Origin of the sequence: Mycobacterium attenuatum (assembly GCF_900566085.1) — a bacterium.
GTDB lineage: Bacteria > Actinomycetota > Actinomycetes > Mycobacteriales > Mycobacteriaceae > Mycobacterium > Mycobacterium attenuatum.
The window spans coordinates 31330-46288 of record NZ_UPHT01000047.1 but is presented as its reverse complement, the minus strand read 5'-3'; the positions used below and the strand labels follow the sequence as shown (position 1 = coordinate 46288).

The window sequence follows — 14959 nt, the reverse complement described above, 5'->3', positions numbered from 1 at the left end:
GGCTTACTTGGGCGCGAACCGCTGGCCGGCATCGAGGCGGATGCACTGGCCGTTGAGCATCGGGTTGTCCACGATGGCCGCCGCCAGCTTGGCGTACTCGATGGGCCGGCCCATCCGCTTGGGGAAGGCGGCGTCTTTGGTCAACTGAGCCGCCATCTCTTCGGGAACCATCGCAGTCAGCCCGGTCAAGAACAGGCTCGGCGCAATAGCCAGCACCCGAATTCCCATCGACCCCAGATCGCGCGCCATGGTCAGGCACATGCCGGCGATCGCGGCCTTGGCAGCGGTATAGGCCACCTGCCCGATCTGGCCCTCGAAAGCCGCGATGGACGCGGTGTTGATGATGACGCCGCGCTCCCCTGTTTCGGGATCTTCGGGTTCGTTCCTGGCCATGTGTGCGGCGGCTAAGCGGCTGATGTTGAAGGTGGCGATGAGATTGAGATCGATCACTGACTGGAAGGATTCAAGGTCGTGAGGGCCGGATTTGGTCAGGGTCCGCTTGGCGATGCCGCCGCCGGCGGTCGTGACGGTGACATGCAGGCCGCCGAGGTTGTCGACCGCGTTCTGCAAGGCAGCTTCGGTACCGGTGAAATCGGTGACGTCGACGGGATAGAACGCGCCGCCGAGTCCGTCGGCAACGGCTCTGCCGTCGGAGTTCTCGCGGTCGAGCACGGCGACTTGAGCGCCACGTTCGGCCAGCAACTCGGCGGTCGCACGGCCCATGCCCGACGCACCGCCGATGACAACGACCTTCTTGCCGCTGATCTCCATCCGGACCTCCCTTTGTTGGCTTGTCAGAATCCTGGCGATCTGTAACGTTATGTAGGCACGCTAGCGTGTCGGCTCCGAACGGTTGTCGGCGAGTCAGGCTCGAGTCATGCCAAGGTGAACCGTGCTCCTTCTCGACGTGGCCACCACCTCACTCGATGTCGGCGGTACCTCGTCGCGGCTCAGCAAGGTCGGCCGCATCGCTGACCTGCTACGGCACGCCGCGCCCGACCCTACGCTGGTAGCGATCATCGTGGCGTGGCTTTCGGGTGAACTGCCGCAACGACAAATCGGGGTCGGCTGGGCTTCGTTGCGGTCACTACCGCCACCGGCGAGGTCTGCGACGCTGACCGTTGCGGGCGTCGATGCGGCTTTCGCGAAGATCGGCGCCACCTCGGGCAAGGGATCGCAAGCCCGCCGCGTACAACTGATCTCCGAGTTATTCTCGGCCGCAACCGAATCCGAGCAGACCTTCCTGGTCAGGCTGCTTAGTGGTGAGCTGCGCCAGGGCGCACTGGCCGGGATCATGACCGACGCCGTCGCCAAGGCGGCCGGGATTCCCGCCAGCGCGGTGCAGCGCGCCGCCATGCTGGGCGGGGACCTCCCGGCGGTCGCGGCTGTATGCCTATCAGGCGGGGCGCTGGACACGTTTACTCTACGAGTGGGCCGGCCGGTGGGTCCGATGCTGGCACAGACCGCAAGCAGTGTGGCCGATGCGCTCGAACGTCACGATGGTACAACGATATTCGAAGCAAAGCTGGACGGTGCACGGGTGCAGATTCACCGCGCCGGAGACGACGTCACCATTTACACCCGAAGCCTCGACGACGTCACCGCCCGGCTGCCGGAGGTGGTGGCGGCAACCCTGGCGCTGCCGGTGCGCGAGCTCGTCGCCGACGGCGAGGCGATAGCACTGCGCCCCGACAACCGTCCGCACCGCTTCCAGCTCACCGCGTCGCGGTTCGGGCGGTCGGTCGATGTCGAGGCCGCCCTTGCTACCCAACCGCTTTCGGTGTTCTTCTTCGATATCCTGCATCGCGACGGCCAGGATCTACTCGACGCACCGACCAGCGAGCGGCTGGCCGTACTGGATGCCGTAGTTCCCGCCGAACACCGGGTAGACCGGCTGATGACCTCCGATGCGGCGGCCGCGGCGGCCTTCTTGGAGGCGACGCTGGCCGCCGGTCACGAAGGGGTGATGGCCAAGGCGCCGGCGGCGCCGTATCAAGCCGGGCGCCGCGGCGCGGGTTGGCTCAAAGTCAAACCTGTCCACACGCTGGATCTGGTGGTGCTCGCCGTGGAGTGGGGCTCCGGGCGGCGCCGCGGAAAGCTGTCCAACATCCACCTGGGTGCGCGGGACCCGGCTAGCGGTGAATTCGTCATGGTTGGAAAAACTTTCAAGGGCATGACCGACGCCATGCTGGACTGGCAGACCGCCCGGTTCAGCGAGCTCGCCATCGGAGGCACGCACGGGTATGTGGTCCAGCTGCGGCCCGAGCAGGTGGTCGAGATCGCGTTGGACGGAGTCCAGGCGTCCACGCGCTATCCCGGCGGGCTGGCGTTACGGTTCGCGCGCGTGGTGCGCTACCGCGACGACAAAAGCCCGGGCGACGCCGACACCATCGACACCGTGCGCGCGCTGTACTGATCCCGGTTGCGCGACAGCGGTTCTGGCGACGCGACCCACCGGTGCCGCGTCGTCAGAATCGCACTCGACGGAAGACGGGAGCTACAGTCGCGCGAATTGCGTCCTGTCCTCGGTGAATTCGGCCAGCATCCCCGTCGTCAACGTCGGGCGAACCTCGCCGATCGCGGTGAGATAGTCCTCGGTGGTCGCCGGCTCCCCTCGGCCATGGGACATCTCACGATCGAAGGCCACCTGCGCTCCCTTGCGCGCCGCGAACTCGATATCGGCGGGGGTGAACAATTCCGTGGCCGCCACCAGTCGGTCGATGTCGACTCCGGGGTTGGCTTGGCCCAGATAGCGTTTCCACACCGCCAGGCGCGCCGGCGGATCCGGCGGGCCGACCGGTATGACGTAGTCGAAGCGTCCGGGCCGCAAGAACGCCGAGTCCAGCGAGTGCACCGAATTGGTGGCGCAGACCAAGAGGCGCCCTTCGTGCTCACGAAACGGCGGGATGAGTTTCAGCAGTTCGTTGGTGACACCGGTTTCCACCGTGCTGGCGCCGGCCCGCGCCACCGCGATCTCCTCAACCTCATCGATGAACAACACCAGCTCGTCGAGTTCGTCGAGTTCGGCGAACACTTCCCGAAGCGATGCCGCCAGACCGCCTTGCGTCGCTGCGGCCAGCCGCGACGGGAACAGCTCGACGAAGGGCCAGCCCAACCGCGACGAAATCCCCTTGGCAAAGCTGGTTTTCCCGGTCCCGGGGGGCCCAAAGAGGATCACCGCCTTGGGCGGGCGCACGCCATAGCGGTCGGCGATCTCCGGGTGGGCCAGCGGAGCAATGATCCGCTGCTCGATGATCTGCTTTTCCTGCTCCATCCCAGCCAACTCCTGCCAAAGCCCCGCCGGCAGCAGTCGCCCGCCCAGCTCCGCAAGCAGATTGGCCTGCTCTGGTCGCAGGTGTTCGACCGTCTCGTAGTACGCCAACCCGCCGCGGCGGGTGTAGCCCGAGTTCTCCAACGCCACCGAGCCCGTGGCTCCCTCGGGCAGGATGGTGCAGATTTTGCGCACCCCGACCGAGCGGAGTCGCCGTTCCAGATCGGCCAGCAGCGCGCTACCGATGCCGCGATGGCGCCACCGTAATGCCAACGCGATCAGCAAGATCCAGGCCCGCTCGCCGTCGGTCCGGGCAACGGCCATACCGACTACTTCCTCGCCTACCTCCGCCACCACCGCCGGCTGGCCGGCCCGTGCGGCGGCCATCACCTCGGCAACGGTGAACACCGGCTCCGGTGAGCCGGGGGTACGACTTTGGTCCCACACCTGGATCGCCTGGTCCAGGTCGTCGTCGTCATAGTCACGCAGTCGCCATAGCGGCATCATCCAACGGTAACGCCATGGCGCGGTTAGGCATATCGTCGTCATGCAAGGACACCTCGATGGGGAACCACATGACGAACGCCGACGCGGCATGCTTGCCCTCTGGCGCCGGCTGCGGATCGTGCGACGACGGGATCTGCAGCACGACGGTGGGTCGGCCGGCGCGATTCCGCGACGGCACTCCTCCCACTGCTGCTGCACTTCTTCCGGGGTGCAGGTTAACCATTTCTGGCCCCCGGCGCGCGTGATTGAGGAGGGTCCGGTGGCCACCGACGGGCTTGGCCCCACCGCGGCCATAGCGCGCCTTTGAGGGATTCAGCGGTTGATAGTTCTCACTTATTGACTTATCGAAACCATGGATTTGCTGAATGCGAAGTGCTGTCCTAAGGTCCCCTGTGGCTGTCACGCTTAACGCCTGGTGCTGACTAATTTCTCAGCGCCAAGGTTCAAAGTTGGATCCCGATTTGCCTCGCCTTGTCCGTTGGCGTAGTGCTTCTGCTTCATGGCGGAGGCGGCTGAGCCCCAACATTGTATTCTGATTGATTGCGACGAAAGAACGTATCATGCCGCGACCGTCCCAAGACCCCATATTTACCGGCGAAGGCAAGGCAACTGGATCCGACCGGCGGCATTGCTCGACCCGGGCAGCTACGGCGAAGCGGGGCAGGCGAAGCGCTGCGGTCGCTTTAGGGGCGTTGGCGCTGACGAGCGGGGTGACCGCCGCGATCGACGCCACCAGCAATGGTGCTCAACTCCGCGCCGGCAGGCTGACGATCGCGCTGAGCGCCCATGACGGATTCAAACTCGACACCTGTACTACGTCCGGTTCCGGTTCCATCGATATCTCCGGTTCGAGCGGCGGCTCAGCTAACTCCGCAAACGCTCAAGACGGCGCCAGCAGCACAACTACCTATCATGACCCCACGCCCGAAACTCAATCTGCGACCTTAGGCGGTCAGCAATTATTCATTATTGATGACTACGACCACTCAATTACCAGACCGACAGACTTGATCATCGAAAATAATGTCAATAGTGATGTGGGCCAGAGTTTTTCTCCGCCCGAGATGAGGCTTGAGACTCTGCCCAACCCTTTCGGAGCGACTACATACGAGGGTGAAGTCGACCCTGAATGGCTTTACTTTGAGCTAGGCCCGGGTAATAATCCGCCCACACTGGGTCAGGCTTATAAGGGTGACATGTATGATTCCGAAGATAATAATTGGCAGCAGGACGATCCGCGAGACTACGAGTTCCGTTATTTTGTCAAACACGACGTCCCTCATGGTTACTACACCTCAAAAGCATTTCCTACCGGCGAAGAAGCCGGCCCCACAGTTTACGTTGAAGTAGATGAAGAGTGAGCGCCGCGACCAGTGCAGGTTGTGAAACGATACCGATCTCAGTTGATCTCGCGGCCGGGATGACGACGGTCACCGCGGGACCTGAACCCGGCTCCGGCGATCCCGGAGTGCGGCTTTGGCCCCACACCTGGATCGCCGGGTGCAGGGCGTAGTCACGCAATCGCCATACCGGCATCACCTAACGGTATGGGTGTCGCCGGGCTACGCACATTACCGTCGTAATGCAAGGATCACCGGGAACACCCGAGCAAGCCATTGAGGGAGGGGCCGGTGGCCAGCGACGTCACCTACATCCGCACCGATCCCGACCTGCCGCCCGTCGCGATCATCGACCGCTCGCCGATCACCGTAAAGCACAAGGTCTTTTTCGCCGTTATCGCGGTGATCGGCGCAGTCGCCTGGACGGTTATCGCGTTGGTCCGCGGCGAAACGGTCAACGCCGTCTGGGTGGTGGTCGCGGCGGGATGCACCTACATCGTCGCGTTCCGCTTCTATGCACGGTTCATCGAAGCGAGAATCGTCGCGCCGCGCGACGATCATGCCACCCCGGCCGAGCACTTGCAGGACGGTATGGACTACGTGCCGACCGATCGACGGGTGGTGTTCGGCCACCATTTCGCCGCCATCGCCGGGGCCGGCCCCTTGGTGGGGCCGGTGCTGGCCACCCAGATGGGCTATCTGCCGTGCACGTTATGGATTGTGGGCGGCGCGGTGTTCGGCGGCTGCGTGCACGACTACCTGGTGTTGTGGCTCTCCACCCGGCGCCGCGGACGTTCCCTGGGGCAGATGGTCCGCGACGAGCTCGGCCCCACCGCGGGCGTGGCCGCCCTGATCGGGATTCCGGTCATCATCGTCATGGTCATCGCGGTGCTGGCACTGGTGGTGGTGCGCGCACTGGCCCAAAGCCCCTGGGGGGTGTTCTCGATCGCCATGACCATCCCGATTGCCTTGTTCATGGGCTGCTATCTGCGGTTCATCCGCCCGGGGCGGGTCGCGGAAGTGTCGGTGATCGGAGTCGGGCTGCTGTTGCTCGCCGTGGTTTCCGGTGATTGGGTGGCCCAAACATCTTGGGGTGCACAATGGTTCACTCTTTCGCCGGTAACCCTGTCCTGGCTGCTCATTTTCTACGGCTTCGCGGCGTCGGTCCTGCCGGTGTGGTTGCTGCTCGCGCCGCGCGACTACCTGTCGACGTTCATGAAGGTGGGCACCATCGCGTTGCTCGCGATCGGGGTGTTGCTGGTTCGGCCGATCATGGCGGCACCCGCGGTCTCACGGTTCGCCGGCGCCGGCAATGGGCCGGTGTTCGCGGGTTCGCTGTTCCCGTTTTTGTTCGTCACCATCGCCTGCGGCGCATTGTCCGGATTCCACGCCTTGATCTCCTCGGGGACCACGCCCAAAATGCTGGAGAAGGAAGGCCAGATGCGCCTGATCGGCTACGGCGGCATGATCACCGAGTCGTTCGTGGCCGTCATCGCGCTGGTCACTGCGTCGATCCTCGATCAGCATCTGTACTTCGTGCTCAACGCCCCGGCCGCACAGACCGGCGGCACCGCGGCCAGCGCCGCGAATTACGTCAACGGGCTCGGTGTGGCCGGGACCCCGGCGACCGCCGATCAGATCAGTCAGGCCGCTGCCGGCGTGGGCGAACGCTCGATCGTGTCGCGAAGCGGCGGCGCGCCGACACTGGCCTTCGGCATGTCCGACATGTTGCAGCGGGCATTCGCCGGCGTGGGGCTCAAGGCGTTCTGGTACCACTTCGCGATCATGTTCGAGGCGCTGTTCATCCTGACCACCGTCGACGCCGGCACTCGTGCCGCCCGCTTCTTGATCTCCGACGCGCTGAGCGACCTCGGCGGGCCACTGCGCAAGCTACAGAATCCCAGCTGGCGCCCGGGCGCCTGGCTGTGCAGCCTCGTGGTTGTTGCCGGGTGGGGCAGCACGCTGCTGCTCGGTGTCACCGATCCGCTGGGTGGTATCAACACGCTCTTTCCCCTCTACGGAATCGCCAACCAGCTGTTGGCCGGGATCTCGTTGACGGCGATCACCGTCGTGGTCATCAAAAAGGGATACCTGAAATGGGCCTGGATTCCGGGTGTTCCGCTGCTGTGGGATCTTTCGGTCACGCTCACGGCATCATGGCAAAAGATCTTCTCCTCCGACCCCGCGGTCGGCTACTGGACGCAGCACGCCCAGTATGTGGCGGCAAAAAGCGCGGGCAAGACAACGTTCGGTTCGGCGACCAATGCCGATCAGCTCGACGACGTCATCAGAAACACGTTTGTCCAGGGCACCTTGTCCATCGTCTTCGCGACGGTTGTTGTCGTGGTGTTTGTGGCCGGGGTTGTCGTGGCGCTCAAGGCCGTTCGTGGAACCGGCCGACCGCTGGCCGAGGATGACCCGGTGCCGTCGAAGTTGTTCGCGCCCGCGGGCCTGATTCCGACGGCCGCAGAACGCGAGCTGCAGCGAAAGTGGCGCGAATGGCCGACGGCCGCACCCAAATCTGCTGGTGTTTCCCGACTTTAACCTCAGACCGGATCGAACCGCGAGATCAGCCAGCGACCGTCGACCTTGTCCAGCGTCACCCGGACGCTGGATGCGGTGTAGGTGGGCGCTTCGGTGCCCACTATCGTCGTCTGGTTGACGAACAGCAGAACCACCGCATGATTCGGTGAGACCGAGACCGAGGCCGCGGCGGGGACCGTCGCAACCGCCGAAATCTGTTTCTGCTTCGCGCCGGGGACAACCACATCGCGGGTCAGCGACGTGTATTCCTCCTTGAAGTGCCCCGTCAACCGGTCGCGTGCGACACCCAGGTCGTGCTCGGCGGTCTCGGGCCGGTAGGTCAGCAGCTCGACCGTCGCCGCCCGCGCCGTCTGAATCACCTCGGGGCCGCCGCGGCCGTTGTCGGGCACCGACTTCAGAAGCCCGGCCGCCAGCGCAAGCAACAACGCCAGGCCCGGCAGCACACCGTAGGCCAGCAGCCGCGGAAACGGGATCCGGCGCGCAGGTTCGGCGGCGGTGGCGGTGTCGGTGTCGGCGCTCACCGACGGTGGCTCACTCACGGCACGAACTCGACGTTGGAGACCTTGGCCTGCGTGCCCACCTGCTGCACCCACAGCCGCATCCGCCACGATCGCGATTCCTCCTGGGCCGCATAGATGTTCGTGGTTTTCACGGTCACGGCAACCAGCACCTGCGCGTGGTCGACGGATTGCGATTCCACAGCCGCTTCCGTCACCGTCCCAACCGATTTCGACTGCGTCCGCACCACGACGTCGATATACGGCTGCGACCTCTTGGCAAAGTTGTCGTAGAGCTGGCCCGTTGCCCCGTCCAGGATGCGTTGCACATCTGCCGCGGCCTCATGGAAGTCGATCGTGGTCAGGTTCAGCGCGCCTTGGCGACCGGCTTGCAGAAACAGCCTGCTCTGCTGCTCGGCTTGATCCGACCGGTGGGCCCGCAATCCCAGGAAGGTCACGAGCCCGGCCAACGCAACCACCATGACGAGCCCGACCAGCACCGCGGGCCGTTCGGGGCAGCGCCGGTCGGGCGGCGCCTCGGTCGGTTCGCTCAATTCGGAGGCAGCAACATCGATTGCCATGTGCGCTCCTTCCCCCCGGCCGCAGCCAGGTCGGACTGGGTGTAGACGCGCCCATCCGGGCCCAGGTAAGTGCCCGTCGCCGGGTCGTACTCGGCGGCGGCTATCGGCAACGGCGGCGCCGGGGCGCCCGGTGGCAACGGCGGCGCCGGGCCGTCCGGGGCGGGAGCCGTGCCGGGTGGCAGCTGCGGAACGGGCTGGCCCGACAGGGTGGCGTTCGGGTCTCCCTTCCAGTTGTAGCCGTCGTTGAGCGGAACATAACTGCCGTCGCTTTCACACATCGCGACCGTCGGGGCTCGTTTTCCGGGCCGGCCCACACACGGCGTATTACGAACGCCGCGAACGTTGTTCGGCGAGTCCTGGGGCACCCGGCAGTACAGGTCACCGGCCGGGCGATCGGGATAGTCCTCCCAGGACGGCACTCGCCGCTGCTGGGCCGGCAGATAGCCGGTGGTGCACGGCGGCGGCAGGTTGAGCCGCATGTTGAAGCTGAGGAACACGCCCTTGTAACTCTGTTTGGTGTTGCGGTTGGGCACATCGATCGCCTGGATGGTGGCCACCGCCTGGGGCAACAGGACCAGCAACTGCTCGATGCCGGAGTGATAGGTGACCGCGACCTGGCCGACGCCGATCAGGTTGGACAGCAGCACCGGCAGCGTCGGGTTGACCCGGTCGAACAGCTGCCGGACCTCCGCGGCGGCCGGGCCGGCTTGTTGCAACACGCTCCGCACGGCGGGGTCGCTGCGCTGCAGTCCGCCGCTGATGTCAGCCAGATGCGCGGCCCACAGTTGAATCTCGTCGGCCGAATCGGTCTGGGAATCCAGCACCGGCTTGGACTGGTCGATCAGGGTAAGCAACGGGCCTAGGTTCTTGCGCGCTTCGATGGACAGCGAGCTGGCCCCGGTGACCAGCCGGGCGATATCCGGTCCGAGGCCCCCGACTGCGATATAGGCCTCGTCGACCGTCGTTTTCAGACTGTCGCGCGGGATCGACTCCATGCCCCGGTTCACCGTGTCCAGCAACGTGTCGAGATCCGGAGGTACCGAAACACGTTCGGCCGGAATGACATCCCCGTCTTTGAGCGGTGCAGAATCCCGGCGCGGCAGCAGCGTGACATACTGCTCACCCACCGCCGACTGGCTGTGCACCTGGGCATCGACATCGGAGGGGATGTCGATGCCCGACTTGAGCGAAAGCACCGCCGCCACACCGGTTTCGGTAAGCCGCACGCTTTCGATCCGGCCGACTTCGGTTCCCCGGTAGGTGACGTTGCCGCTGGGGTACAGGCCTGCGGCCTGCGGCAGCTCCACAGTGACCCGGTAGCGCCCGACCCCGAACATGGCCGGCAGCTGAATGTAGTTGAAGATCATCACCGCCCCGCCGACCAACGCGACGATCACGAAGATCGCCAGCTGGAGCAGGATTCGTCTCGACAACGGCGGCATGTCAACGCCCCTGATCCCAATGGTACGGAGCGACCAGCGGATTGCCGGCGGTGTAAGGACTCGGCATCTGGCCGATGGTGCGGCCCCACTGCAACTCCAGCTCCGTCAGGTTGCCCTCCCACCGGGTGCCGGTGAGGAAGGAAGCGTCGAGCCGGCTCAGTGTCAGGTCGATGATGGCCGTCAGATTGGCGTAGTCCCCACGTGCCCAGGTGCTGATCGTGTCCTTGGGAAACGGGTAGGTGGTCAGCAGGCCCAGCGAGCGGGTCAGGGCCGGACCGGCATTGGCCAGCGATTCCACCACCGGCTCAAGATCTTTCAGCTCCCTGACCAGAATGTCCTTGGTCTGGTTGGTCGAGTCGGCGGCCAGCGCACTGAACTTGGCGAATTGATCGAGCGCATCGACCAGCTGTTGCCGTTCGTCGGCGATCGTCTGAAGCGCATCGGGAATGGTCCGCAGCGCCCGGTCCAGCACCGGTTTCTCGTTCGCCAGTTGTCCGACCACGTTGTTCAGGCTTTCGGCTGCGACGATGATGTCGCCGATCTGGTCACCGACCAGACCGACATATCTGTCCATCTGTTCGATCAGGCTGCGCAGGTCGGCGGCCCGTCCGGCGAGCGCGACGCTCAGCGCTTCGGTGATGTCCTGAATCTGACCGATACCACCTCCATTGAGCAGCAGCGAGACCGCGGCCAGGGTCTGCTCGGTTGACGGGTAACTGCCGGCCGATGCCAGCGGGATCAGCGACCCCTGCGTCAACTTGCCCTGGGGTGCGACGTCGGTGGGCGGGGCCAATTCGATGTGCAACGAACCGAGCAGGCTGGTTTGGCCGATGGTGGCCGTCGCGTTGGCCGGCAGGTCGACGTCGCCGTCGAGCCGAATCGTCAGCAGCGCATGCCATCCCTGCCGCTCGATTTTGGTGACGTTGCCCACGGTGACGTCACCGACCTGCACGCGGGAGTTCTGCTCAAGGGTGCCCACGTCGGGCAATTGCGCCTGAATGGTGAACGAGCCCGAGCCGCGACCGGCGGTCCCCGGCAACGGGATCGAGTTGAGGCCTCGCCAACCGCAGCCGGCCAGGCCGGTCACCGCCAGCACCGCGAGCACGCACACCTTGCTCAGACGCCACCCGCTGTCCATCAGGAGCCTCCTTGCAAGGGCAGCAGCAGGTCGCGCAGTCCGGCGCCGGAATCGTTCGGATGACCCTCGGCCGGCAACGGTGGAATATCCACGGCCACGGGACCATTGACAGGCGGGATGTAGTCCGGGCGCATCCAGTCCTCGCTGTAGGTGACCTCGTTGGGGCGTGCCACCGCGCCGACGATCAGGTTCTCCCCCAGCGGCGGGAAGTTGTATTGCCGGTTCTTGATGATCGGCGCCAGATACTGGGCGCACAGCTTCGCCGACTGTTCGTAGCCCAGCCGCGACGCCGCCTGTATCGCGCCGCACAAGAAGGCAATCGGGTTCGCGAAGTTGTTGAAGGCCGGCGCACCGCTGAGGGTGCCCTGCGCGGGCTGGTAGATGTTCATGAAGTTCTGCAGCTCGGCGGGGGCGATGTGTAATGCCTGTTTGATGTCGGCGAGGCTGTCGTTCAGCGCCGTGGACACCGATGCCAGTTTGTCCGACGTTTGGCCCAGCGCTTCCCTGTTTTCGGCCGCGAAGCTACCGACGTCGCCGACGACGTCGGCCAGTGCCGCGACCGCGTCGGCAACCTCATTCGGGTCGTCGGTCAGCAGCCCGGTCACCGAAGCCAGGTTCTGGTTGAGTTGTCGCATCAGGTCGGTACTGCTCTGCAGCGCCGACACCAGAATCGACAGGTTCTTGACGGTGCTGAAGATATCGTTGCTGTGGTCGCCGAGAGCCGAAACCGCTTGGGAGAGTTTGATAATCGTGTCTCTGATGGTGGCTCCCTGACCGCGCAGGTTGTCGGCGGCGGTGTTGAGCAGCGCTCCCATCGCGCTCACCCCGCCGGGATGGCTCGGTTGCAGCATCTCGGTGAGCTTTGCCAGGTCCTGACGTAAGTCGTCCCACTCCACCGGAACTGCGGTGCGCTCCAGGGGGATCACCGCGTGGTCGGGCAGTTGCGGCCCGCCGGTGTAGGCCGGTGTCAGCTGAATGACGCGCGCCGTGACCAGCGACGGGGACAGGATCACCGCCTTGGCATCGGCCGGCACGTGGTACCTGGCCTCGTAGGAGAAGGTGATCTTGACCCGCTCGGGTTGCGGTTCGATGTCGTCGACCTTGCCGACCGGCACCCCCAGGATGCGCACTTGGTCGCCGACGAAAATGCCGTTGCTGTTGGTGAAGTAGGCGACCACCGTGATGGCGCGGGCCGCGGCGGCAGACTGCCACACCACCAATGCCGCGCCGATGACAGCGAGCACGAGCATGGCGGCCACACCGATACGGGCAGTGCGGCGGTTCATGATGGGCCGGCTTGCTGATCGGGTTTCGGAGTCCGGGGGGCTTCGCCCGGCGCGGGCACGTACACCGGCGTCGGCGTCGGGGGCGGCGGTGGGGCCGTCTGTCCGGGGGCCAGTGCCGGCGGGCCCGGCGGTGGTCCGCCCGGCGGCGGCGCCGACGGCGGCTCGCGGTAGGGATAGCGGGGATCGCCGGGATTGCCAGTGATCGCGTCCGGAAGGTTCAGGTGCGGCTCGCCGCCCTGACCGGTGCGTGGGAAGGGCACGGGCAACGCAGGTGTGCCTGGCTGACCGAGCTGCGGATCGGTCAGCTGCGACGGCAGCAGCACATTGGGGTCCAGACCAAGATCGGAGAACGCGGCATCGACGAACGGCTGGATGAACTGACCGGGGATCAGGTTGGTGATGTAGAAGTTGAACCACGGGCCGGTGGACATCGACTCGCCCAGCGACAGCGCGTAGTCGTTGAACTTCTTGATTGCCAGCTGGATTCGCTGTTTTCGGTTGTCGACGATGGTCAGCACCTGGTCGAGCTTGTCCAGTGCCGGCTTGAGGGTCTGGCGGTGATCGGCGATAAAGCTCTTGATTTGCCGGCTGACCGCCGAGATGTTGCCGCCGATCTGGTCCAGCGCGCGGCTCTGGCTTTGCAGCTGCGCCAGCAGGGCATTGCTGTCGGTGATCAGTCGGACTATCTGGTCGCTGCGCTCGGAGAGCACCGTGGTGGCTTTATTGGCGTTGGACAACAGATTTCGCAGTTGCGCGTCGCGGTCGTCGAGCGTCTGGGAGAACCGCGCGACGCCAGCCAGCGCAATTTTCAGCTCGGGCGCGGTGCCGGCGAAGGTGTCCGCCAGCACGGCCAATGATTCCGAGAGCCTGGTGGTGTCCAGGCCGCTGATGGTGGCGCCCAGATCGCCCAGCGCGTCGGGCAGCTGGTAGGGCGACGTCGTGCGCTCGAGCGGAATCGGCCCGGCCAACCTGCCCTCGCCGCGGGGAGTGATTTCCAGGATCCTAGCTCCCAGAACGCTTTTCGTCTTGATGGAGGCCTCGGTACGGTCGCCGAGCCGGATATGTTTGTCGACCTCGAAGCTGACCAGCACCTTGGGTCCATCCAGCGCGATGCTGTTGACCTTGCCCGCCTTGAGTCCCGACACCTGCACCGTGGTGCCGGTCTGCAGGCCGCCGGCCTCGGCGAAGTAGGCCGCGTAGTCCTTGCCGGCCTTGATGAACGGCAACCTGTCATAGGTCAGCGCGGCCAGCACCGCCCCGCCCACAACTATCAGTCCGACTATGCCGATAACCAGGGGATTGCGTTCGGAAAACGATTTCATCGCGGTGTGCACCTTCCCGAGGGCTGGCCGATCACCTTCACGTAAACCGGTTGGCCGCCTTTGCCGTTCAGCTTCAACAGCAGGTCGCACATGTAGAAGCTGAAGAAGTCGCCGTAGAGGCCTTGCCGATTCAGCATCTGGTAGGCGTCCGGCAGGGTGTTAAGCAGATTGTCGAAGTAGTCGTGATCGGCCTGGATGAGATCGGCGATGCGCTCCGACTGGTGCAGGATGTTGGCCAGCGGCGCGCGGCCTTGCGCAAGCAGATCGGCGATCGATCCAGCGGCCGCGTCGGCGTAGGCGATGCCGGTGCCGATCACCTGCTTGTTGTCGGAAAGGGTTGCCAGTAATCGGGACAACGAATCGACCGCCGTGGTGAACTGGGTACTTTGGTCACCCAATGAGCCCAGCACGGCATTCAGGTTGACGATGACTTGCCCGATCAGCTGGCCGCGGTCGGCCAGCATGTTGGTCAGCGCCGCCGTGCGCGCCAAGAACGAACTGATCGTCGCGCCTTCACCCTGGAATGCCTTGATGAGCTCGGTCGACAAGGCATTGATCTGATCGGGGTCCAGGGCGTGGAACAGCGGGCGGAAGCCGCCGATCAGCGCGTCCAGGTCCAACGCCGGCGATGTCTGGACCAGCGGGATCGTGTCACCTGGCTGGAGTCGTCTGCCGCCGGTCCCTTCCTCGAGCGCCAGATAGCGGCCGCCGATCAGGTTCTGGTAACGGATGACCGCTGTGGTGCCCACGGTGAGGACCACCGAGCTGTCGGCCCCGAACTCGACAATCGCCGTCCCGTCGTCTTGAATCGAGATGTGTTGGACCTGGCCGACTTCCACGCCGGCGATGCGCACGAAGTTGCCGCTCTCCAGGCCCGACACGTTGCTGAAGTGCGCCCGGTACGGCTTTTCGTCCCCGAATCGCAGGTCGGCGAAGATCGCCAACATGGCGACCAGGCCCAGCGTGCACACGACCATGAAGACGGTCAACCGGACGATGGCAGCGGGCAGGTTCTCTCTCATAGCGCTGAC

Annotated in this window: 12 protein-coding genes and 1 pseudogene; 3 read left to right on the top strand and 10 right to left on the bottom strand. The window is 65.0% G+C overall.

Annotation, left to right across the window (positions count from 1 at the left end; translation table 11 throughout):
• Positions 1–3: 3 nt before the first annotated feature.
• Entirely contained in the window at positions 4–771 is a 768-nt protein-coding gene (locus EET13_RS08115; protein ID WP_122441793.1) for an SDR family NAD(P)-dependent oxidoreductase, read from the bottom strand.
• Positions 772–892: 121 nt separating this feature from the next.
• On the opposite strand from EET13_RS08115, the gene EET13_RS08110 reads away from it, so the two are divergent.
• Positions 893–2416: an ATP-dependent DNA ligase gene (locus tag EET13_RS08110; RefSeq protein ID WP_122441792.1), complete on the top strand. Its 1524-nt coding sequence runs from the start codon at positions 893–895 to the stop codon at positions 2414–2416.
• An 81-nt stretch (positions 2417–2497) separates the two neighbouring features.
• Here the strand turns inward: EET13_RS08110 and EET13_RS08105 are convergent, their stop codons facing one another.
• A complete protein-coding gene (locus EET13_RS08105; protein ID WP_122441791.1) occupies positions 2498–3775 on the bottom strand; it encodes an ATP-binding protein in 1278 nt (425 codons plus the stop codon).
• A 55-nt stretch (positions 3776–3830) separates the two neighbouring features.
• Positions 3831–3991: pseudogene (locus tag EET13_RS08100) on the bottom strand (NAD(P)/FAD-dependent oxidoreductase); the annotation flags it as partial.
• A 497-nt stretch (positions 3992–4488) separates the two neighbouring features.
• Between EET13_RS08100 and EET13_RS29870 the strand changes: the two are divergent.
• Both EET13_RS29870 and EET13_RS08095 read left to right on the top strand, forming a co-directional pair.
• Positions 4489–5139 (top strand): hypothetical protein, encoded by a 651-nt coding sequence (locus EET13_RS29870; protein WP_136623134.1) that lies wholly within the window; start codon positions 4489–4491, stop codon positions 5137–5139.
• Between the two features lie 270 nt (positions 5140–5409).
• Positions 5410–7662, top strand: coding sequence for a carbon starvation CstA family protein (locus tag EET13_RS08095; RefSeq protein WP_244603820.1), 2253 nt, complete (start codon positions 5410–5412; stop codon positions 7660–7662).
• A 2-nt stretch (positions 7663–7664) separates the two neighbouring features.
• On the opposite strand, the gene EET13_RS08090 is transcribed toward EET13_RS08095, so the two are convergent.
• The 7 genes from EET13_RS08090 to EET13_RS08060 are packed head-to-tail and all read right to left on the bottom strand — an operon-like array spanning position 7665 to position 14950.
• Positions 7665–8201, bottom strand: a complete 537-nt coding sequence (locus tag EET13_RS08090; RefSeq protein ID WP_168990718.1) for a hypothetical protein — start codon at positions 8199–8201, stop codon at positions 7665–7667.
• Positions 8198–8740: a mammalian cell entry protein gene (locus tag EET13_RS08085; RefSeq protein WP_122441788.1), complete on the bottom strand. Its 543-nt coding sequence runs from the start codon at positions 8738–8740 to the stop codon at positions 8198–8200. The genes EET13_RS08090 and EET13_RS08085 overlap by 4 nt, the downstream gene beginning before the upstream one ends.
• Positions 8710–10182: an MCE family protein gene (locus tag EET13_RS08080; RefSeq protein WP_122441787.1), complete on the bottom strand. Its 1473-nt coding sequence runs from the start codon at positions 10180–10182 to the stop codon at positions 8710–8712. Before EET13_RS08080 ends, EET13_RS08085 begins: the two co-directional genes overlap by 31 nt.
• Position 10183: 1 nt before the next feature.
• Positions 10184–11320 carry an MCE family protein gene (locus EET13_RS08075; protein WP_122441786.1) on the bottom strand — a complete coding sequence of 379 codons (1137 nt, stop codon included), beginning with the start codon at positions 11318–11320 and terminating at the stop codon, positions 10184–10186.
• Positions 11320–12606: an MCE family protein gene (locus tag EET13_RS08070; protein ID WP_122441785.1), complete on the bottom strand. Its 1287-nt coding sequence runs from the start codon at positions 12604–12606 to the stop codon at positions 11320–11322. The genes EET13_RS08075 and EET13_RS08070 overlap by 1 nt, the downstream gene beginning before the upstream one ends.
• On the bottom strand, positions 12603–13928 hold the full coding sequence (locus EET13_RS08065) for an MCE family protein (protein WP_122441812.1): 1326 nt from the start codon (positions 13926–13928) through the stop codon (positions 12603–12605). The genes EET13_RS08070 and EET13_RS08065 overlap by 4 nt, the downstream gene beginning before the upstream one ends.
• On the bottom strand, positions 13925–14950 hold the full coding sequence (locus tag EET13_RS08060; protein WP_122441784.1) for an MCE family protein: 1026 nt from the start codon (positions 14948–14950) through the stop codon (positions 13925–13927). Before EET13_RS08060 ends, EET13_RS08065 begins: the two co-directional genes overlap by 4 nt.
• Positions 14951–14959: the final 9 nt, after the last annotated feature.

Bases quoted from the DNA above. Each gene is read 5' to 3' on its own strand.
- EET13_RS08115 (WP_122441793.1), bottom strand. From the start codon at position 771: ATGGAGATCAGCGGCAAGAAGGTCGTTGTCATCGGCGGTGCGTCGGGC.
- EET13_RS08105 (WP_122441791.1), bottom strand. From the start codon at position 3,775: ATGCCGCTATGGCGACTGCGTGACTATGACGACGACGACCTGGACCAG.
- EET13_RS08085 (WP_122441788.1), bottom strand. From the start codon at position 8,740: ATGGCAATCGATGTTGCTGCCTCCGAATTGAGCGAACCGACCGAGGCG.
- EET13_RS08080 (WP_122441787.1), bottom strand. From the start codon at position 10,182: ATGCCGCCGTTGTCGAGACGAATCCTGCTCCAGCTGGCGATCTTCGTG.
- EET13_RS08075 (WP_122441786.1), bottom strand. From the start codon at position 11,320: ATGGACAGCGGGTGGCGTCTGAGCAAGGTGTGCGTGCTCGCGGTGCTG.
- EET13_RS08070 (WP_122441785.1), bottom strand. From the start codon at position 12,606: ATGAACCGCCGCACTGCCCGTATCGGTGTGGCCGCCATGCTCGTGCTC.
- EET13_RS08065 (WP_122441812.1), bottom strand. From the start codon at position 13,928: ATGAAATCGTTTTCCGAACGCAATCCCCTGGTTATCGGCATAGTCGGA.
- EET13_RS08060 (WP_122441784.1), bottom strand. From the start codon at position 14,950: ATGAGAGAGAACCTGCCCGCTGCCATCGTCCGGTTGACCGTCTTCATG.